17 protein-coding genes and 2 tRNA genes are annotated in these 20,421 nt (G+C 70.1%); 13 read left to right on the top strand and 6 right to left on the bottom strand.

From position 1 onward, the window contains the following. Window positions 1–27: 27 nt before the first annotated feature. Genes yidC through rpmH form a run of 4 tightly spaced genes read right to left on the bottom strand, consistent with a single transcriptional unit; the run spans window position 28 to window position 2,207 of the window. A complete protein-coding gene (yidC, locus tag AB0Q96_RS09270; RefSeq protein ID WP_365323245.1) occupies window positions 28–1,350 on the bottom strand; it encodes a membrane protein insertase YidC in 1,323 nt (440 codons plus the stop codon). Window positions 1,351–1,353: 3 nt separating this feature from the next. Then, window positions 1,354–1,680 carry a membrane protein insertion efficiency factor YidD gene (yidD, locus tag AB0Q96_RS09265; RefSeq protein ID WP_365323243.1) on the bottom strand — a complete coding sequence of 109 codons (327 nt, stop codon included), beginning with the start codon at window positions 1,678–1,680 and terminating at the stop codon, window positions 1,354–1,356. Then, on the bottom strand, window positions 1,677–2,048 hold the full coding sequence (gene rnpA / locus AB0Q96_RS09260) for a ribonuclease P protein component (protein ID WP_365323241.1): 372 nt from the start codon (window positions 2,046–2,048) through the stop codon (window positions 1,677–1,679). Before rnpA ends, yidD begins: the two co-directional genes overlap by 4 nt. Window positions 2,049–2,069: 21 nt before the next feature. Next, complete coding sequence (gene rpmH, locus AB0Q96_RS09255) at window positions 2,070–2,207, bottom strand: 50S ribosomal protein L34 (RefSeq protein WP_046908686.1); 138 nt, start codon at window positions 2,205–2,207, stop codon at window positions 2,070–2,072. A gap of 380 nt (window positions 2,208–2,587) precedes the next feature. Between rpmH and dnaA the strand changes: the two genes are divergently transcribed. From dnaA to AB0Q96_RS09200, 11 genes are all read left to right on the top strand, one after another. Further along, window positions 2,588–4,411, top strand: a complete 1,824-nt coding sequence (gene dnaA / locus AB0Q96_RS09250) for a chromosomal replication initiator protein DnaA (RefSeq protein WP_365323239.1) — start codon at window positions 2,588–2,590, stop codon at window positions 4,409–4,411. Window positions 4,412–5,385: 974 nt separating this feature from the next. Continuing rightward, window positions 5,386–6,516, top strand: a complete 1,131-nt coding sequence (dnaN, locus tag AB0Q96_RS09245; protein WP_189804961.1) for a DNA polymerase III subunit beta — start codon at window positions 5,386–5,388, stop codon at window positions 6,514–6,516. A 79-nt stretch (window positions 6,517–6,595) separates the two neighbouring features. Then, window positions 6,596–7,474 carry a phosphogluconate dehydrogenase (NAD(+)-dependent, decarboxylating) gene (gnd, locus tag AB0Q96_RS09240; RefSeq protein WP_361168383.1) on the top strand — a complete coding sequence of 293 codons (879 nt, stop codon included), beginning with the start codon at window positions 6,596–6,598 and terminating at the stop codon, window positions 7,472–7,474. 58 nt (window positions 7,475–7,532) lie between these two features. After that, a complete protein-coding gene (recF, locus tag AB0Q96_RS09235) occupies window positions 7,533–8,654 on the top strand; it encodes a DNA replication/repair protein RecF (RefSeq protein ID WP_365323237.1) in 1,122 nt (373 codons plus the stop codon). A gap of 5 nt (window positions 8,655–8,659) precedes the next feature. Further along, window positions 8,660–9,232, top strand: a complete 573-nt coding sequence (locus AB0Q96_RS09230; protein ID WP_365323235.1) for a DciA family protein — start codon at window positions 8,660–8,662, stop codon at window positions 9,230–9,232. Between the two features lie 443 nt (window positions 9,233–9,675). Further along, window positions 9,676–11,706, top strand: coding sequence for a DNA topoisomerase (ATP-hydrolyzing) subunit B (gene gyrB, locus AB0Q96_RS09225; RefSeq protein ID WP_365323233.1), 2,031 nt, complete (start codon window positions 9,676–9,678; stop codon window positions 11,704–11,706). Window positions 11,707–11,747: 41 nt separating this feature from the next. Then, the gene (gyrA, locus tag AB0Q96_RS09220) at window positions 11,748–14,348 is read left to right on the top strand and encodes a DNA gyrase subunit A (protein WP_365323231.1); all 2,601 of its coding nucleotides are present in this window, start codon (window positions 11,748–11,750) and stop codon (window positions 14,346–14,348) included. A gap of 96 nt (window positions 14,349–14,444) precedes the next feature. Then, window positions 14,445–15,011, top strand: a complete 567-nt coding sequence (locus tag AB0Q96_RS09215; RefSeq protein ID WP_365323229.1) for a DUF3566 domain-containing protein — start codon at window positions 14,445–14,447, stop codon at window positions 15,009–15,011. A gap of 98 nt (window positions 15,012–15,109) precedes the next feature. Next, a tRNA-Ile gene (locus tag AB0Q96_RS09210) sits at window positions 15,110–15,183 on the top strand. Window positions 15,184–15,328: 145 nt separating this feature from the next. After that, a complete protein-coding gene (locus tag AB0Q96_RS09205) occupies window positions 15,329–15,463 on the top strand; it encodes a DLW-39 family protein (protein WP_003958712.1) in 135 nt (44 codons plus the stop codon). Window positions 15,464–15,623: 160 nt separating this feature from the next. Next, the gene (locus AB0Q96_RS09200; RefSeq protein ID WP_365323227.1) at window positions 15,624–16,916 is read left to right on the top strand and encodes a hypothetical protein; all 1,293 of its coding nucleotides are present in this window, start codon (window positions 15,624–15,626) and stop codon (window positions 16,914–16,916) included. Here the strand turns inward: AB0Q96_RS09200 and AB0Q96_RS09195 are convergent. Both AB0Q96_RS09195 and AB0Q96_RS09190 read right to left on the bottom strand, forming a co-directional pair. Beyond that, window positions 16,903–18,201 carry a protein kinase gene (locus AB0Q96_RS09195; RefSeq protein WP_365323226.1) on the bottom strand — a complete coding sequence of 433 codons (1,299 nt, stop codon included), beginning with the start codon at window positions 18,199–18,201 and terminating at the stop codon, window positions 16,903–16,905. The genes AB0Q96_RS09200 and AB0Q96_RS09195 overlap by 14 nt on opposite strands. A gap of 32 nt (window positions 18,202–18,233) precedes the next feature. Further along, the gene (locus AB0Q96_RS09190; protein ID WP_365323224.1) at window positions 18,234–18,782 is read right to left on the bottom strand and encodes a DNA-binding protein; all 549 of its coding nucleotides are present in this window, start codon (window positions 18,780–18,782) and stop codon (window positions 18,234–18,236) included. A gap of 129 nt (window positions 18,783–18,911) precedes the next feature. On the opposite strand from AB0Q96_RS09190, the gene AB0Q96_RS09185 reads away from it, so the two are divergent. Next, a tRNA-Ala gene (locus tag AB0Q96_RS09185) sits at window positions 18,912–18,984 on the top strand. 153 nt (window positions 18,985–19,137) lie between these two features. Beyond that, window positions 19,138–20,385, top strand: coding sequence for an MFS transporter (locus AB0Q96_RS09180; protein WP_365323222.1), 1,248 nt, complete (start codon window positions 19,138–19,140; stop codon window positions 20,383–20,385). Window positions 20,386–20,421: the final 36 nt, after the last annotated feature.

The raw sequence follows: 20,421 nt of genomic DNA, 5'->3' as shown, positions 1-20,421 counted from the left end.
ATGGACTCCTTCTTGCTTCGTGGAGGCTTACTTCTTGGAGGAGGGGTGCTTGGGCCGCTGCTGGCCCTTGCGCTGGCGGGAGCCACCGGAGTTGGCCCGCTGCCGCGTGGGCTTGTCGCCCGCGTCCTGGGTTCCGGCCTTGCTGCCCTTCGCCTCGGACTGCGGCTTCTTCTCCAGCGAGGGAGCCGCCTTCTCTTCGGCGGCGTCGTCGGCAGCGGCTTCCTCGGCCTCGGCAGCCGAGTCCTCGGCCTCCTTCGCCGGGGTCTGCTGGGCGCCGCCGGACTGGCGCTGGGCCTTGGTCTGGCGCTTGGGCTGCTGGCGCCGGGTGGCGGCGCCGCCCTCCGCCTCGACGGCCGTGGTGTCGCCCTTGATCACGGTGCCGTCGGCCTGGGCGGCGAAGCCGGCCTTGGCCAGGCCCGCGAAGAAGCGGCGCTCGTTCTCGTTGCGGTCGCTGCCCTTGGCGACGATCGCCTTGACGATGTTCTTGCGGCGACGGCCGCGGACCTCACCGTGGTGGGTGACACCCTTGAGCAGGCGCTGCAGGTAGGCGTCCTGGGCCTTGCTGCCCGGCGTCGGGTTCTGGTTGATCACGTACATCTGCTGGCCCATGGTCCACACGTTGGTGGTCAGCCAGTAGACGAGGACACCGACGGGGAAGTTGATGCCCATGACGGCGAAGATCAGCGGGAAGATGTACATGAGCATCTTCTGCTGCTGCATGTACGGGGTCTTCACCGAGAGGTCGACGTTCTTCATCATCAGCTGGCGCTGGGTGAAGAACTGCGAGGCCGACATCATGATGATCATGACCGCGGTGACGATGCGGACATCGGTCAGCGAGGCGTTGAGGGCGGCGACCTTCTCGGCGCTGTCCGTGAACTTGGCGGCCAGCGGAGCGCCGAAGATGTGGGCCTGCCGGGCGCTCTCGAGCAGCGGCTGGTCGATGACACCGATCGTCTTGCCCGAGGCGATCGCGGAGAGCACGTGGTACAGCGCGAAGAAGAACGGCGACTGGGCCAGGATGGGAAGGCACGAGGAGAGCGGGTTGGTACCCGTCTCCTTGTACAGCTTCATCATCTCTTCGGACTGACGCTGCTTGTCGCTCTTGTAGCGCTCCTGGATCGCCTTCATCTTCGGCTGGAGCGCCTGCATGTTCCGCGTCGACTTGATCTGCTTCACGAAGAGCGGGATCAGGCAGATACGGATCAGCACCACGAGGGACACGATGGACAGACCCCAGGCCCAGCCCGTGTCAGGGCCGAAGATCGCCCCGTACATCTTGTGGAACTGGACGATCACCCATGAGACAGGTGTGGTGATGAAGCTGAACAGACTGGCAATCGTGTCCACTAATCAGGCTCCTTGAGCATTGGGCGAGGTCTCTCCGGCCGGGCTCGTCTCGGCGGAGAACCCGCCCTTGTCTCCCCGCAGGGCGGCGCGCAGCATCTCGTGCCAGCGCGGTCGCTTGCGCAGGGGAACATGGTCCACGCCGCCGGGCGACCACGGGTTGCACCGCAGGATGCGCCAAGCGGTCAGGGCTGTGCCCTTGATCGCGCCATGCCGGTCGATGGCCGTGAATCCGTAGCGGGAACACGACGGGTAGTACCGGCAGACGGGGCCCAGGAGCGGGCTGATCGTCCACTGGTACAGCTTGATGAGGGCCAGCAGCGGGTACTTCATCGCGTGCCCCCTCCCAGCAGCCGCTGAAGGGCGGCGTCCAGGTCTCGGGCCAGCTGTGCATGATCGGCGTCGCCGGCTCCGGGCAACGCCCGTACCACCACCAGGCTACCGGGGGGCAGCTCGGTGAGCCGATCGCGCACGAGATGGCGCAATCGACGCTTCACCTGATTGCGGACGACCGCTCCACCAACGGCTTTGCTCACGACGAAACCCGCACGCGTCGGGGGAGCGCTCTCCCCAGGCGCGTGCGGGTCCGTTGCACCGCTGTGTAGATGGACGACGAGGCACGGGCGTCCAGCCCGGCGCCCTCGGCGTACCGCGGTCGCGAAGTCCTCGCGCCGCCTCAGCCGATTCTCGGTAGGCAGCACGTCATGACCTGTTTAGACAGATCAGGCGGACAGCTCAGCGCGACCCTTGGCACGGCGGTTCGCCAGGATGGCGCGGCCGGCACGGGTGCGCATGCGCAGGCGGAAGCCGTGGGTCTTCGCGCGACGACGGTTGTTCGGCTGGAAGGTGCGCTTGCTCACTCGGGGGCTCCAGAAATGATTCGTTGGTGGCGGGACATCGCCTGGCTGTCACCGTGCGCCCACGAGAAGCTCGTAATACGCCCGAGTGCACCGCTTCGCGACCACGTAAAGTGATCTTCGCCCATCGGAGGCAGGCGGCAGCAGCCATCGACAACTCGACCTGGTTACGGTACGCGCGGCTACGCCATCCGGTCAAACCGGCCGGTCACCGGGGTCCATTGTGCACAGGCTGTGGACAACAACTTGAACCACCTCAGCCGCCCCGACTACCGTGGCTGGACTCCGCAGTCTTTTCCGTTCTGTCCTTACCTGTCCTTCAGGACTTCGACCTACCGTCCCGAGAACCACACATTCGTGGGACCTTCGAGGAAGCGTGCACCGTGGCTGACGTACCTGCCGATCTTGCCGCAGTGTGGCCGCGCGTGCTGGAACAGCTTCTCGGCGAAGGCCAGCAGGGCATCGAGTCCAAGGACAAGCAGTGGATCGAGCGGTGCCAGCCGCTCGCCCTGGTGGCCGACACCGCCCTGCTCGCGGTCCCCAACGAGTACGGCAAGCAGGTCCTCGAAGGCCGGCTCGCCCCGCTCATCAGCGAGGCCCTGAGCCACGCCTGCGGGCGCCCGATCCGGATCGCGATCACCGTCGACGACTCGGTCGGCGAGCCGACCCCGCCCGCGCCGCCCGTACGGCACGCGCCGCAGCCCCAGCCGCCGCAGCGCTACGACGAGCGCCCGCCGGCGGAGCCGTACGGGAAGTACGACAAGTATGAGAAGTACGACGAGTACGGGCGCCCGCTGCCGGACGACGGTCTGCCGACCGCCCGGCCCGCCTACCCCGAGTACCAGCAGCAGCGCCCCGAGCCCGGGTCCTGGCCGCGCGCCCAGGAGGACCACTCCTGGCAGCAGCAGCGGCTCGGCGGCTTCCAGGAGCGCGACCCCTACGCGACGGCCCGCCCCCAGCAGCCGCAGCCGCGGTACGACGAGCGGCCCCCGGCGTACGAGCAGCCGCAGCGGCAGGACCGCGGCGAGCTGCCCGATCCCCCGCGACCGGGCGGCGGTCAGCGTCCCGGCGGTCCCGTCCCCGGGCCGATGGGCACCGGTCCGACCGGCGGCGGTCCCGGCATGGGCGGCTCCTCGTCCGGGCAGGGCGGCGGTCCGGGCGCGCCCGGCGAGCAGCACGCGCGGCTGAACCCGAAGTACCTCTTCGACACCTTCGTCATCGGTTCCTCGAACCGCTTCGCGCACGCGGCCGCGGTCGCGGTGGCCGAGGCGCCGGCGAAGGCGTACAACCCCCTCTTCATCTACGGCGAGTCGGGGCTCGGCAAGACCCATCTGCTGCACGCGATCGGGCACTACGCCCGCAGCCTCTACCCGGGCACGCGGGTGCGGTACGTGAGCTCGGAGGAGTTCACCAACGAGTTCATCAACTCGATCCGCGACGGCAAGGGCGACGCGTTCCGCAGGCGCTACCGCGACGTGGACATCCTGCTGGTCGACGACATCCAGTTCCTCGCGAGCAAGGAGTCGACGCAGGAGGAGTTCTTCCACACGTTTAACACGCTCCACAACGCCAACAAGCAGATCGTGCTCTCCTCGGACCGGCCGCCCAAGCAGCTGGTCACTCTGGAGGACCGGCTCCGCAACCGCTTCGAGTGGGGTCTGACCACCGATGTGCAGCCGCCGGAGCTGGAGACCCGGATCGCGATCCTGCGCAAGAAGGCGGTCCAGGAGCAGCTGAACGCCCCGCCGGAGGTGCTGGAGTTCATCGCCTCCCGGATCTCGCGGAACATCCGTGAGCTGGAGGGCGCGCTGATCCGGGTGACGGCCTTCGCGAGCCTCAACCGGCAGCCGGTGGACCTCGGGCTGACCGAGATCGTCCTCAAGGACCTGATCCCCGGCGGCGAGGACTCGGCGCCGGAGATCACCGCGGGCGCGATCATGGCGGCGACGGCGGACTACTTCGGTCTGACGGTGGAGGACCTGTGCGGCTCCTCGCGCAGCCGGGTGCTGGTCACGGCCCGGCAGATCGCCATGTACCTGTGCCGGGAGCTCACGGACCTGTCGCTGCCGAAGATCGGCGCGCAGTTCGGCGGCCGTGACCACACCACGGTCATGCACGCCGACCGCAAGATCCGCGCGCTGATGGCCGAGCGGCGCTCGATCTACAACCAGGTCACCGAGCTGACCAACCGCATCAAGAACGGCTGAGAAGCCGCCGCGAACCCCTCCGAAGGGCGCCCAGGGAGCACCTCCCCGGGCGCCCTTCGGCGTTCCCGGGAGCGGCTGGGGAGCTGCCGGGGAGCTGCCGGGGAGTGCTCCAGGAGCGTTCCTGAGACGGGCCGGCAGGGGCGCGGAGGGCCTTCCGAGGGGCCTCCGAAGGCCGTCTGTGTCCCTTCCGAGGGCCCTCGGAAGGCCCTCCGCGACGGTGATCGGGTCACGTGCACACCTGTGTACGAGCGCTCGCTGTTCGATTACTCCGTTCCGGTGGCGAGTTCTCCACAGATTGAGGGATGATCTTCCGTCCACAGGGTGGGGACTGCGAAGTTATCCGGATTGCATCCACAGGGTGACGGACTGACCAGCCATCACCCCTGGTCAAGGGCCTGTGGAATTGTGAGCAAACGATCTCCACAGCCTGTGGATAAAAAAACTGTCCACAGGGGCCCGGCTCGGTTGTCCACCGGCCGCCCACAGGGTCCGGGCGGTTGCCCACAGCTTCTCCACACCGCTGTCCACTGTTCGGCAACGAAACACCCCCTCTCACCGCACCGAGTGAAAGCGGTCACACCAAGGGAGACGTTTGGGCTGTGGGGAACCTGGGGAAAGCTGGGGACAGCACTGGGGAGAACTACCCCTGCCCTGTGAATCGGGTGTGCAGAACTTTCGCGTGTCCACAGAACGGCCCGGTTTTCCACGGGCTCCACCCACAGGGTCGGTGGACAAAAAACAGGTGCTGACCTGCGAAAACAGCGTTATCCACGGTTTCCACAGCCCCTACTACTACTCCCACAGAGAGTTAGCTAGGAATCCGCTTCGAAGCGGGGGCTGTGCACAACTCGAGCCGGGAGCCTCGACGCGCCCTTGTCGCGACTTGACCCCGAGCCGCACCGAGTGTCGGTGGCGTACGTCAGACTGGTTCCCGCAGTCGACGAAGAGCCAGCAACAAGCAGGAGGCGGTTCCGGTGAAGATCCGGGTGGAGCGCGACGTACTTGCCGAGGCGGTGGCCTGGGTGGCCCGCAGCCTCCCGGCCCGTCCGCCGGCTCCGGTGCTCGCGGGCCTTCTGCTGAAGGCCGAGGACGGCGCGCTGAGCTTCTCCAGCTTCGACTACGAGGTCTCGGCCCGGGTCTCCGTCGAGGCCGAGGTCGAGGAGGACGGCACCGTCCTGGTCTCCGGCCGTCTGCTCGCCGACATCTGCCGCGCCCTCCCCAACCGTCCGGTGGAGATCTCCACAGACGGTGTACGGGCGACCGTGGTCTGCGGCTCCTCCCGCTTCACCCTCCACACCCTTCCCGTGGAGGAGTACCCGGCGCTGCCGGAGATGCCCACCGCGACCGGCACCGTCCCCGGTGAGGTCTTCGCCTCCGCCGCCGCCCAGGTGGCCATCGCCGCCGGCCGTGACGACACGCTGCCCGTGCTCACCGGTGTGCGCATCGAGATCGAGGGCGACACCGTCACCCTGGCCTCCACCGACCGCTACCGCTTCGCCGTCCGCGAGTTCCTGTGGAAGCCGGAGTCCCCGGACGCCTCCGCGGTCGCCCTGGTGCCCGCCAAGACCCTGCTGGACACCGCGAAGGCCCTCACGAGCGGCGACACGGTCACCCTGGCGCTCTCCGGCTCCGGCAAGGGCGAGGGCCTCATCGGCTTCGAGGGCGCGGGCCGCCGCACCACCACCCGACTGCTCGAGGGCGACCTGCCGAAGTACCGGACGCTCTTCCCCACCGAGTTCAACTCGATCGCCGTGATCGAGACCGCGCCCTTCGTCGAGGCCGTCAAGCGCGTGGCCCTGGTGGCCGAGCGCAACACCCCGGTCCGGCTCAGCTTCGAGCAGGGCGTGCTCATCCTGGAGGCCGGCTCCAGCGACGACGCACAGGCTGTGGAGCGCGTCGACGCGCAGCTGGACGGCGACGACATCTCGATCGCCTTCAACCCGACCTTCCTGCTGGACGGCCTGAGCGCGATCGACTCCCCGGTCGCCCAGCTGTCCTTCACGACCTCCACGAAGCCGGCCCTCCTGAGCGGCAAGCCGGCGCTCGACGCGGAGGCCGACGAGGCGTACAAGTACCTGATCATGCCGGTACGCCTGAGCGGCTGACCCCACAGGTGTGCACCCGCGTCCGGGCGTAGGCTCGGACGCGGGTACGAACCGCACACGACGCTTAAGGAATCATCTGATGGAGCTCGGTCTCGTCGGTCTCGGCAAGATGGGCGGCAACATGCGCGAGCGCATCCGCCGCGCAGGCCACACCGTCATCGGATACGACCGCAACCCGGACCTCGCCGATGTCCACAGCCTCGAAGAGCTCGTGGGCAAGCTCAAGGGTCCGCGTGTCGTGTGGGTGATGGTCCCGGCCGGTGCCGCGACCCAGTCCACCATCGACGAGCTCGCCGACCTGCTCTCCCCGGGCGACATCGTCGTGGACGGCGGCAACTCCCGCTGGACCGACGACGAGAAGCACGCCGAGGAGCTGGCGGCCAAGGGCATCGGCTTCGTCGACTGCGGTGTCTCCGGCGGCGTCTGGGGCCTGGAGAACGGCTACGCGCTGATGTACGGCGGCGACGCCGAGCACGTGGCCCGCGTCCAGCCGGTCTTCGACGCGCTCAAGCCCGAGGGCGAGTTCGGCTCGGTCCACGCCGGCAAGGTCGGCGCCGGCCACTTCGCGAAGATGGTCCACAACGGCATCGAGTACGCGATGATGCAGGCCTACGCCGAGGGCTGGGAGCTCCTGGAGAAGGTCGACTCCGTCACCGACGTGCGCGAGGTCTTCCGCTCCTGGCAGGAGGGCACGGTCATCCGTTCCTGGCTGCTGGACCTCGCGGTCAACGCCCTCGACGAGGACGAGCACCTGGACAAGCTGCGCGGCTACGCGTCGGACTCCGGCGAGGGCCGGTGGACCGTCGAGGCCGCCATCGACAACGCCGTACCGCTGCCGGCGATCACCGCGTCGCTGTTCGCGCGGTTCGCCTCGCGTCAGGACGACTCCCCGCAGATGAAGATGATCGCCGCGCTGCGCAACCAGTTCGGTGGCCACGCGGTCGAGACGAAGAAGTAATCCACAGGCTGTGTACCCCGCGGTGCACAGCCGCCGGGGAAGAAGGTCGGCGCCCACCATGCACGTCACGCATCTGTCGCTGGCCGACTTCCGCTCGTACGCCCGGGTCGAGGTTCCGCTCGACCCGGGCGTCACCGCGTTCGTGGGGGCGAACGGGCAGGGCAAGACCAACCTCGTCGAGGCGGTCGGTTATCTCGCCACCCTCGGCAGCCACCGCGTCGCCTCCGACGCCCCGCTCGTGCGGATGGGCGCGGAGCGGGCGGTCGTCCGGGCCGCCGTCACCCAGGGCGAGCGCTCCCAGCTGGTCGAGCTCGAACTCAACCCGGGCCGCGCGAACCGCGCCCGTATCAACAGGTCCTCGCAGGTCAGGCCCCGTGACGTCCTGGGGATCGTCCGGACGGTGCTGTTCGCGCCGGAGGACCTGGCGCTGATCAAGGGCGACCCCGGCGAGCGCCGGCGCTTCCTCGACGAGCTGATCACGGCGCGCGCGCCGCGCATGGCGGGCGTGCGCTCGGACTACGAGCGGGTGCTCAAGCAGCGCAACACGCTCCTGAAGTCCACCGCGATGGCCCGCCGGCACGGCGGACGCTCCATGGACCTGTCCACGCTCGACGTCTGGGACCAGCACCTCGCCCGCGCGGGCGCCGAACTCCTCGCCCAGCGGCTCGACCTCATCGGGATGCTGCAGCCGCTCGCCGACAAGGCGTACGAGCAGCTGGCACCCGGCGGCGGACCCGTACAGCTGGAGTACCGGCCCTCGGCGCCGGGCGCCGGGCACACCCGCGAGGAGCTGTACGAGCAGCTGATCGCCGCGCTCGCCGAGGTGCGCAAGCAGGAGATCGAGCGGGGCGTCACCCTGGTCGGACCGCACCGCGACGAACTCCTCCTCCGGCTCGGCGACCTGCCGGCCAAGGGGTACGCGAGCCACGGCGAGTCCTGGTCGTACGCCCTGGCGCTGCGGCTCGCCTCGTACGACCTGCTGCGCGCGGAGGGCAACGAGCCCGTCCTCGTCCTCGACGACGTCTTCGCCGAGCTGGACGCCCGCCGGCGCGAACGCCTGGCGGAGCTGGTGGCCCCCGGCGAGCAGGTCCTGGTGACGGCCGCCGTCGACGACGACGTGCCGGGCGTGCTGGCGGGGACGCGGTACGCGGTCTCCGGCGGGACCGTGGAACGGGTGTGACCGGCATGAACGGTACGAGTGGCACGAGCGGCGAATCCTCTCCCCAGCCTGTGGACAAGTCGGCGGCACCCGAGCCGTCGGGCGTCGACCTCGCACGGGTCGCGCTGCGCGCCGCCAAGGAGCAGGCGAAGGCACGGGGCGCGGCGGCCCAGCAGAAGAAGCAGGCGCGGCGCGGCGGCGGGCTGCGCTCCGGCGCCCGCGCGGACGGGCGCGACCCCATGGCGCTCGGCGCCGCGATCAACCGGCTGATCACCGAGCGCGGCTGGGAGACGCCGGCGGCGGTCGGCGGGGTCATGGGCCGCTGGCCGCAGATCGTCGGCGAGGACCTGGCCAAGCACTGCGTGCCGCTGAAGTACGACGAGGACCCCGAGGTGCGGGTGCTCACCGTGCAGTGCGACTCCACGGCCTGGGCGACGCAGCTGCGCCTCCTCGCGCCGCGGCTCGTGGCGCGGCTCAACGAGGACCTGGGGCACGGGACCGTACGGATGATCAAGGTGCTGGGGCCCGGGGCACCGCGCCGGGGGTACGGGCCGCTGCGGGCGCCCGGATCCACGGGGCCCGGCGACACGTACGGGTAGGGCGGGCAGGGCGCCGCGGGCCTCGCGGGCCGTCGCGGGAGTGCGCGTCCCCTCCCGTGGGATGGCGCGTCCGGACAGAGCAGCGCCGTGCGCGATGGTGCCGTCCGCCCTCCTCCCCCTCCCCCCGACTTCGTCCGAGGGACCCCCGTCGCGCCGCCGAACCGCATGCCCATGACAGCCGAAGCCCGGAAGTCTTCGCCGCGGCCCCCTCCGATGCCCACAACGCGCTACGACCCGAAGCGCTAGGTGGCCGTCAGGGGCCTCTGAGGCCCCTCCCCGGATATGGGGAGTCGTCTCGCGCCCGTCGAGGGCGGCACATGAGCATTCAGGTACCGGCAAACCCCCATGAGTGTCAGTGGTACCGGTAGACTGGGAGACAATCCCGCCACCCTGCGGAACATGTCGAACGACGCAGCCGCTCCCGTATGCCCGGAGAACGGCCTGTGCTGTGCCAGAAAGGGCGCTTCGTGGCCGATTCCGGCAACCCCAACGAGAACAACCAGTACACCGCCAGCAACATCCAGGTACTCGAGGGTCTGGACGCGGTGCGCAAGCGCCCCGGCATGTACATCGGCTCGACCGGAGAGCGCGGCCTGCACCACATGGTGCAGGAGGTCGTGGACAACTCGGTCGACGAAGCCCTGGCCGGTCACGCGGACACCATCGACGTGACGATCCTCCCCGACGGCGGTGTGCGCGTCGTCGACAACGGGCGCGGTATCCCGGTCGGCATCGTCGAGTCCGAGGGCAAGCCCGCCCTGGAGGTCGTGCTGACCGTCCTGCACGCGGGCGGCAAGTTCGGCGGCGGCGGCTACGCGGTCTCCGGCGGTCTGCACGGTGTCGGCGTCTCCGTCGTGAACGCCCTCTCCACCAAGGTCTCCGTCGAGGTCAAGACCGACGGCCACCGCTGGACGCAGGACTACAAGATGGGCGCCCCGACCGCGCCCCTCGCGAAGCACGAGGCGACCGAGGAGCACGGCACCTCGGTGACCTTCTGGTCCGACCCGGACATCTTCGAGACGACCGAGTACTCCTTCGAGACGCTCTCGCGCCGCTTCCAGGAGATGGCCTTCCTCAACAAGGGCCTGACGATCACGCTCACCGACGAGCGCGACTCCGCCAAGGCCACGGTCGGCGCCGACGACCCGGACGCCGAGGCGACCACCGAGGCCGCCGCCCGCACGGTGAAGTACCACTACGAGGGCGGCATCGTCGACTTCGTGAAGTACCTCAACTCGCGCAAGGGCGAGCTGATCCACCCCACCGTCATCGACGTCGAGGCCGAGGACAAGGAGCGCACGCTCTCGGTCGAGATCGCGATGCAGTGGAACTCCTCGTACTCCGAGGGCGTGTACTCCTTCGCGAACACGATCCACACCCACGAGGGCGGCACGCACGAGGAAGGCTTCCGCGCGGCGCTGACGACGCTCGTCAACAAGTACGCGCGCGACAAGAAGCTGCTCCGCGAGAAGGACGACAACCTCACCGGTGACGACATCCGCGAGGGTCTGACCGCGATCATCTCGGTCAAGCTGGGCGAGCCGCAGTTCGAGGGCCAGACCAAGACCAAGCTGGGCAACACCGAGGCGAAGACCTTCGTCCAGAAGGTGGTCCACGAGCACCTCACGGACTGGTTCGACCGCAACCCGAACGAGGCCGCGGACATCATCCGCAAGGGCATCCAGGCCGCCACCGCGCGCGTCGCCGCGCGCAAGGCGCGCGACCTGACCCGCCGCAAGGGCCTGCTGGAGTCCGCCTCGCTGCCGGGCAAGCTGTCCGACTGCCAGTCGAACGACCCCACCAAGTGCGAGATCTTCATCGTCGAGGGTGACTCCGCCGGCGGCTCGGCCAAGTCCGGCCGCAACCCGATGTACCAGGCCATCCTGCCCATCCGCGGCAAGATCCTGAACGTCGAGAAGGCCCGCGTCGACAAGATCCTGCAGAACACCGAGGTCCAGGCGCTGATCTCCGCCTTCGGCACCGGTGTGCACGAGGACTTCGACATCGAGAAGCTCCGCTATCACAAGATCATCCTGATGGCGGACGCCGACGTCGACGGCCAGCACATCAACACCCTGCTGCTGACCTTCCTCTTCCGCTTCATGCGGCCGCTGGTCGAGGCCGGGCACGTCTACCTCTCCCGCCCGCCGCTCTACAAGATCAAGTGGGGCCGGGACGACTTCGAGTACGCGTACTCGGACCGCGAGCGCGACGCGCTGGTCGAGCTGGGCAAGCAGAACGGCAAGCGGATCAAGGAAGACTCGATCCAGCGCTTCAAGGGTCTCGGCGAGATGAACGCCGAGGAGCTGCGCGTCACCACCATGGACGTCGAGCACCGCGTGCTCGGCCAGGTCACCCTGGACGACGCGGCCCAGGCCGACGACCTGTTCTCGGTGCTGATGGGCGAGGACGTCGAGGCGCGGCGCTCGTTCATCCAGCGCAACGCCAAGGACGTTCGCTTCCTCGACATCTGAGTCGGTCTCAGCTGACCGTACGAAAGGACTGACGACCAGCAATGGCCGACGAAAACACCCCGACCGGGACCACCGAAGACGAACCCGTGGTGCGGATCGAGCCCGTCGGGCTCGAGACGGAGATGCAGCGCTCGTACCTCGACTACGCGATGTCCGTCATCGTGTCCCGCGCCCTGCCCGACGTACGGGACGGCCTCAAGCCCGTGCACCGGCGCGTGCTGTACGCGATGTACGACGGCGGCTACCGGCCCGAGAAGGGCTTCTACAAGTGCGCCCGCGTCGTCGGCGACGTCATGGGTACGTACCACCCGCACGGCGACTCCTCGATCTACGACGCGCTCGTCCGCCTCGCCCAGCCCTGGTCGATGCGGATGCCGCTGGTCGACTCGAACGGCAACTTCGGCTCCCCGGGCAACGACCCGGCGGCCGCGATGCGCTACACCGAGTGCAAGCTGATGCCGCTGGCCATGGAGATGCTCCGGGACATCGACGAGGAGACCGTCGACTTCCAGGACAACTACGACGGCCGCAACCAGGAGCCGACGGTCCTGCCGGCCCGCTTCCCGAACCTGCTGGTCAACGGCAGCGCCGGCATCGCGGTCGGCATGGCCACCAACATCCCGCCGCACAACCTGCGCGAGGTCGCGGCCGGTGCCCAGTGGGCGCTGGAGCACCCCGACGCCAGCCACGAGGAGCTCCTCGACGCGCTCATCGAGCGGATCAAGGGCCCCGACTTCCCCACCGGCGCGCTCGTCGTCGGCCGCAAGGGCATCGAGGAGGCGTACCGCACCGGACGCGGCTCCATCACGATGCGCGCGGTCGTCGAGGTCGAGGAGATCCAGAACCGCCAGTGCCTGGTGGTCACGGAACTCCCGTACCAGACCAACCCGGACAACCTCGCGCAGAAGATCGCCGACCTGGTGAAGGACGGCAAGATCGGCGGCATCGCCGACGTCCGCGACGAGACCTCGTCCCGGACCGGCCAGCGCCTGGTGATCGTGCTCAAGCGCGACGCCGTCGCCAAGGTGGTGCTGAACAACCTCTACAAGCACACCGATCTGCAGACCAACTTCGGCGCGAACATGCTGGCGCTGGTGGACGGGGTGCCGCGCACCCTGTCGATCGACGCGTTCATCCGCCACTGGGTGCAGCACCAGATCGAGGTCATCGTCCGCCGGACGAAGTTCCGGCTGCGCAAGGCCGAGGAGCGCGCCCACATCCTGCGCGGCCTCCTCAAGGCCCTCGACGCGATCGACGAGGTCATCGCGCTCATCCGGCGCAGCGACACCGTCGAGGTCGCGCGCAACGGCCTGATGGGCCTGCTCCAGATCGACGAGATCCAGGCCAACGCCATCCTCGAGATGCAGCTGCGCCGGCTCGCCGCCCTGGAGCGCCAGAAGATCGTCGCCGAGCACGACGAGCTCCAGGCGAAGATCAACGAGTACAACGCGATCCTGGCCTCCCCGGAGCGCCAGCGCGCGATCGTCAGCGAGGAGCTCGCCGCGCTCGTCGAGCGCTTCGGCGACGACCGCCGCTCCAAGCTGGTGCCCTTCGACGGTGACATGTCCATCGAGGACCTCATCGCCGAGGAGGACATCGTCGTCACGATCACGCGTGGCGGCTACGTGAAGCGCACCAAGACCGAGGACTACCGCTCGCAGAAGCGCGGCGGCAAGGGCGTGCGGGGCACGAAGCTGAAGCAGGACGACATCGTCGACCACTTCTTCGTCTCCACCACCCACCACTGGCTGCTCTTCTTCACCAACAAGGGCCGGGTCTACCGGGCCAAGGCGTACGAGCTGCCGGACGCCGGCCGGGACGCCCGCGGCCAGCACGTGGCCAACCTGCTGGCCTTCCAGCCGGACGAGCAGATCGCGCAGATCCTGGCGATCCGCGACTACGAGGCCGCGCCGTACCTGGTGCTCGCCACCAAGGCCGGCCTGGTGAAGAAGACGGCGCTGAAGGACTACGACTCGCCGCGCTCCGGCGGAGTCATCGCGATCAACCTGCGGGAGCGGGAGGACGGCAGCGACGACGAGCTGATCGGCGCCGAGCTGGTCTCCTCGGAGGACGACCTGCTGCTGGTCTCGCGCAAGGCGCAGTCGATCCGCTTCACCGCCACCGACGACGCGCTGCGCCCGATGGGACGCGCGACGTCGGGTGTCAAGGGGATGAGTTTCCGCGAGGACGACCAGCTTCTCTCGATGAATGTCGTCCGGCCGGGTACGTTCGTCTTCACCGCGACCGACGGTGGCTACGCCAAGCGCACCCCGGTCGAGGAGTACCGCGTCCAGGGTCGTGGCGGCCTCGGCATCAAGGCCGCCAAGATCGTGGAGGACCGCGGCTCGCTCGTGGGCGCGCTGGTGGTCGAGGAGACCGACGAGATCCTCGCCATCACCCTGTCCGGCGGTGTGATTCGTACGCGAGTCAATGAAGTCAGGGAGACCGGCCGTGACACCATGGGCGTCCAGCTGATCAACCTGGGCAAGCGCGATGCCGTCGTCGGCATCGCGCGCAACGCCGAGGCCGGCGACGAGGACGTCGACGTCGACGTGGATGTGGACGCCGAGGCGGCCGAGGGCACCGATGCGGTCGAGGCGGTCGAGGGCACGGAGCCCGCGACCGGGGAGCACGAGGAGTAGAGCGTGAGTGGAGCCACGGGCGCCGGTTCGGCCGACGGCCGGTCCGCAGGATCGAGCGGTGCCCGTGGCCCCGCCACGGACTCCCAGGGGGTTACGGTGACGGACACTCGGGGGCAGCGTCCCTCGTACGAGACGTACAACGGGCCGCTGCCCGGCGAGCGCGCGGGGGGTCAGGCGCAGCAGGGCGCGCCGTACCACCCGCCGCAGGCCTACGCGGCCCAGGGCGGCACGGCCGGCGGCCAGAACACGGCCGCCGTGCGCAAGCCGCGCACGGGAGCGCGGACCACTCCGCGCACGCGCAAGGCGCGGCTGCGGGTGGCGAAGGCCGATCCGTGGTCGGTGATGAAGGTGAGCTTCCTGCTCTCCATCGCACTGGGCGTGTGCACGGTGGTGGCCGCCGCGGTGCTGTGGATGGTCATGGACGCCATGGGCGTCTTCTCGACCGTGGGCGGCACCATCAGCGAGGCCACCGGCTCCAACGAGTCCAACGGCTTCGACCTGCAGTCGTTCCTGTCGCTGCCGCGGGTGCTGATGTTCACCTCGGTGATCGCGGTGATCGACGTCGTCCTGATGACGGCGCTGGCCACGCTCGGGGCGTTCATCTACAACCTGTCGGCCGGCTTCGTGGGCGGTGTGGAGCTCACCCTCGCCGAGGACGAGTAGGCGCCGAGGGGGCCGGTCCGGAACCGATTTTGGTGCTGGCCCCCACGTGCGCTAATCTTCAGGAGTCAGCGCGCGGGACACACACCGCAAAGCGCGGCGGGGCTATAGCTCAGTTGGTTAGAGCGCATCCCTGATAAGGATGAGGCCACAGGTTCAAATCCTGTTAGCCCCACACAGAAGATCGGCCCGGACGGTTCACCCGTCCGGGCCGATTGCTTTGTCGGACACGTTGCCGTCCTAGGTCACTGATCGGTATCGGTCGGTGTGTAGAGTGGGCGTCAGAAGTCTCCTACGTCAACGAAAGACGAGGTCGCGCGGTGAAGAAGCTGCTCCTGGTCGCACTGGCCGCCATCGGCGGGCTCCTCGTGTACCGCCAGATCCAGGCGGATCGCGCCGAGCAGGACCTGTGGACGGAGGCGACCGACTCCGTGCCCGCAGGTTCGGGTGTGTGAGACGCAACAGTCTGTGTGTGCGAGGCCCCGGCCGCTCTGAGCGGCCGGGGCCTCGTGCTGTTCGCGACAGTGAATGAATTGCTTGCTGTTGCGAAGTCCTTGGGTCGTGGCCGGGCCGACCGGCAGGATGGGCCGGCACGGACACGACGAGGGGGAGCGCGTGAACAGGCGACGGGGTACGGGCCGTACGGCCGGAGTACTGGCCGCGGCGGCCTGCCTGGCCGTCTCGCCGCCCGGCGGGGCGCGGGCGGCCGACGGCTCCGGCGGCTACGCCTTCGACGACGGGGCCCGGTCGGTGAAGGGCGCCGTATCCACCCTGGACGCCGAGCGGTTGGAGCCGGAGCGAAGCTACCGGGACACCATCGGGAAGAGCGTCAGGCTCTACTACCGCGTCGACCTCGACACCGAGCGGGACGCGTACGTGTCGGTGGTGGCCGTCCCCCGAGGGGCCGGGAAGGTCGCGTACGGCGACGGCATCAAGGTGAGCATGCAGGACGGCTCCCACACCCAGTGCGGCTACCAGGACACCTCCTTCGGCCCCGCCGAGTTCGCCCGCCCCCTCACCGCCTACGCCCACCGCACGCTCACCCCCGGCTCCTCGACCTGCCGGCACGCGGGCGCGTACTACGTCCTCGTCGAACGGGACTCGGCGGTGGACTCCGACCCCGGCGCCTGGGACCTGCAGATCCGCTTCCTGACCGAGCCGGGCGTGCGCCGGAGCGGTCCGACGGCGCTTCCGGAGAACTGGGCCTCGGGCACGCCCCAGCCGCCCGCCGGGGGGCCGCGGCGGCGCGAGGGCGGCGCGGGCTTCCAGGACGCGGCCTCGCTGCGGCAGGGCGAGTGGCGTACGGACATCAGGCCGGGCCAGACGCTCTTCTACCGGGTCCCCGTCGACTGGGGCCAACAGCTCTTCGCCGACGCCGAACTGGGCAGCAGCCCGGACGGGGACGCCTTCGTCGGCAACGCCCTCGTGCTCTCCCTGGAGAACCCGGCCCGCGGTCATGTCGACCGCGGCTCCCTGAGCTACAGCGGCGACCCGGCCACCTTGAAGCTCGATCCGCGGCGGCCGGTGGCCTACGAGAACCGGTTCTCCTCGAACATCGGCACGAACGGCATGCGCTTCGCCGGCTGGTACACCCTGTCGGCCACGCTCAGCCCGGAGATCGCCGAGGGCTACGGGAACAAGCCGCTGCCGCTGACCCTGCGGCTCAACGTGACCGGGCAGCCGAAGCCCGCTCCCGGGTACGTGGGGGCCGCCGGGCCGTTCGCGGTCACCGACGCCGACCGGGACGCGGCGGCCAGCGGACAGAGCGCGCCCGAGGCAGCGCGCAGCGAGGGCCTGCGGGTGGTCGGCGTGGCCGGCATCGGCGCCGGAACGGTCCTGCTGCTCGGCCTGGGCGCCTGGTGGCTGCTGGCCCGCCGGGGGGCAGCCGGCGGGCCTACGCCTGGATGAGCGCCCAGATCCCCACGGCGAAGCAGACCAGCGCGGCGAACAGCACCGGGACGGCGACCTTCGCGGGCGGCCCGGGGCGGCGCGCGGGGAGGACCTGGGTCCGGGGGCGGCTCTGGGGGACGGCGGCCGTCGGTATCTGGGCGAAGGCGGCGGGGCCTGCGGGCACGGTGGGAGCCGGGAGCGGTTGGGGCGCCTGGGGCGTCTGTACGGGGGTGTGCGCCGGAGCGTGCGCCGGGGAAGGCGGTACGGCGACCGGCTGGGTGGGGGTGCGGGGCGGCGGGGGCAGGTGGAAGCTGCCCGTCTCGGACATGCCCGGCAGGTGCGCGGGCGGCCGCTGTGCCGGGGGCTCCTGAAGGGGAGGCCCCGCTGGATCGGTCGGTCCCGTCGGCGCCTCCGGTCCCGTCGGTTCGGGCCCGTTCGGCCCGAAGCCGGTAGGTAGCGGCCCTATCTGGTCGAAGACCTCGACGGGCTCGTCGGCCACCATGGGGACGGGCAGCAGCTCCACGGCCGCGTTCAGCGCCTTGCGGGCGCCCGTGGCGGTCCGGAAGCGGGCGTGCGGGTCGGGCTGGAGCAGTCCGGCCAGGACCTGCCACAGGGGCTCGGGGATGCCCTGTGGCGCGCCGGGGGTGCCATGGGTGAGGAAGTACTCCACGAGGGCCTGGGAGTCCGGCTTGCGGCCCTGGAGCAGATAGAGCGCCACCAGGCCGACGGCGAACAGATCGGCGGCGAAGTCCGGCTCGGCGCCCCTCAGTTGCTCGGGTGCGAAGTAACCGGGCGTCCCCATGACGTGATCGGTCTCGGTGAGCCGGGGTTCGCCCTTGCGCATGGAGATGCCGAAGTCGGACAGCCGCAGGTGCGGCCGTCCGGCTCCGGTGACGTCCAGCAGGATGTTGGCGGGCTTGATGTCCCGGTGCACGACCCCCTCCGCGTGCACCGCGGCGAGCCCGGACAGCAGCTGGTCGAGCAGGACGCACACGAAGCGGGGCGGCAGGGCGCCGTAGTCCCCGATGACGTGGGCGAGCGAACCGCCCGCCACGAGGTCCATCGTGAAGAGGACCTTGTCGTCGTCCGCGGCCCAGCTGGCCGGGGCGAGGACATGCGGGTGGTCGATCCGGAGCGCCTGCTCGCGCACGAAGCGCAGGAGGGTGTGGGCGTCGCTCTGCTGGAGCACCTTGGCCGCCACGTAACGGCGGCGCCGGTGGTCCCAGGCCCGCCAGACCGCACCCACCCCGCCCCGCCCGATCGGGTCGATCAGCTCGTACCGGCCGGCGAAGACCTCACCCATCGCGCCGCGCCCGCCCCCCCTGCCGTCCGGCGTCAGTTCTGGTGCGCCTCGTAGTGCGCGACCGCGTCGGCGGTGCGCCCGGCGCCGTACACCCGGAGGAACTCTGCCAGTTCGGGGTGGGCCGGGGCGAGGGCGTCCGCCGCGTCGATGATGTCGCCGGCCGCGGAGACCGAGCGCAGCAGGGACTGGATCTCGCGGACCACCCGGCGCACCGTCGGCGCCCCCACGCCGCTGGTGGCCTGGCCGCTGGCGGTCAGGACGGAACCGCCCTGGGACTTCTTGATCTCGTCCATCCGGTCGGTGGCCTCGCCGGCGCTGACGCTGCCGTCGGCGACCTGGCCGGCGAGCTCCTGCAGGGCCTGGACGCGCTGGACGACGGCCGGGTTGCCGATCTTGGCCCGCTGGCCGCTCATCAGTTGGGAGAGCATGGGTGCCGAAAGCCCGAGCACGGCCGCGAGCCTGGCCTGGTTCAGCCCGAGATCGTCGATCAGGCGACGGAAGAGCGCCCCCAGCGGCTCCCCGTACCAACTGCGCTGAAGCTCCCTGGCTCTGGCCGTGGCTTCCTGCTGCGCTGTATCCATTACTTCTCCCCATCCCTGCGGTTCGCCACTGCGAACCTCGATCAGCATCTTACGGAGCGTGGTCGCCGACGGGGAGTCCCAATCCTTTTGCGGGATACGGGGGGAGACCCGGTACTCTGTTGTCACTCCGGGGCCTTAGCTCAGTTGGTAGAGCGCTGTCTTTGCATGGCAGATGTCAGGGGTTCGACTCCCCTAGGCTCCACTCCCAGAGTTTTGCCGGAAACCCCTTCCGACCCGCGTCTACGCGGGCCGGGAGGGGTTTTCTCGTGGGCCCCGACGGGTGGGCGAGTGGCCCAGTCGCGCGGGGGATGAATGGACCAGGAAGTGTGGGCCACCGGGCCCTAACGTCGTGTCCATGCCGAACTCCCGTGGAACCGTCCCGCGCACCCACCGGGCGCTGCTCTTCGCCCAGCTCAGCAACTCCGTCGGCGACGGAGCGTTCTATGTGACCTCGGCCCTCTACTTCGCGCTGGTCGTCGGGCTCTCCGCCCCCCAGATCGGCGCCGGACTCGCCGTCGCCTGGGGCATCGGTTCGATCGCGGGTGTGCCGCTCGGACACCTGGCCGACCGGCGCGGACCGCGCGGCACCTCTGTCCTGCTCGCCCTGGCGACCTCGGGGGCCGTCGCCTCCTTCCTGCTCATCCGCTCCTTCGTGCCGTTCCTGATCGCCGCCACGGTGTACGCCACCGCCCAGAGCGGGCTCGCCGCCGCCCGCCAGGCCCTGCTCGCGGGACTCGTCGAACCGGCCGACCGGGTCGGGATGCTCGCCAGGATCCAGGCCACCCTCAACGCCGGGCTCGCCGTCGGCGCCGCGCTCGGCGGCCTCGCCCTGCACGCCGGCACGCGCGGCGCGTACCTCGCCGTCTTCGCCCTCGACGCCCTGGGCTTCCTCGTCTGCGCCCTGGTGCTGCGCGGCCTCCCGCCGCTGCCCGGCACGGGGGCCGCGGCCGACGGCCCGGACCGGCTCGTGGTGCTGCGGGACCGCCCGTACGCCCTGCTCACGCTCCTGAACGCACTGCTGCTGCTCCGGCTGCCGCTGCTCAGCCTGGCCCTGCCGCTGTGGATCGTGGAGCGCACGACGGCGCCCGGCTGGACGGTCTCGGCGCTCTTCGTCCTCAACACCGGCGCGGTGATGCTCTTCCAGGTGCGGGCGGCGCGCTCGGTGACCGATCTGCCCGGGGCCACCCGGGCGGTGGGGCGCTCCAGCCTGGTGATGCTGGCCTCGTGCGCGGTGTTCGCGGTGACGGCGGCCGGGTTCGGGCCCTGGCCGACGGTCGGGGTGCTCGTGCTGGGCGCGATCCTCCAGGTGGTCGCGGAGATGCGCCACTCCGCCGGCTCCTGGCAGATCGGCCTCGGGCTCGCGCCGGCCGACCGGATCGGCCAGTACCAGGGCTTCTACGGCACCGGCGTGCCGGTCGCCAGGACCCTCGGGCCGCTGCTCGTCACCACGCTCCTGATCGGCTGGGGCGCGGCCGGCTGGCTGGTCCTGGGCGGGATCTTCCTGGTGGCGGGCCTGGCGACGGGGCCGGCGGTGCGCTGGGCGGAGCGCTCCCGGGCGGGCGTGCCGGTGCCGGGCGCGGGGGAGCCGGCCGGCGCCCACTGAGCCGGACGGGTGGTGTTCATCGGAAGAACTGCGCGG

The organism is Streptomyces sp. NPDC093111, from assembly GCF_040683955.1.
Taxonomy (GTDB): Bacteria; Actinomycetota; Actinomycetes; order Streptomycetales; family Streptomycetaceae; genus Streptomyces.
This window is presented reverse-complemented; position numbering and strand designations above follow the sequence as displayed.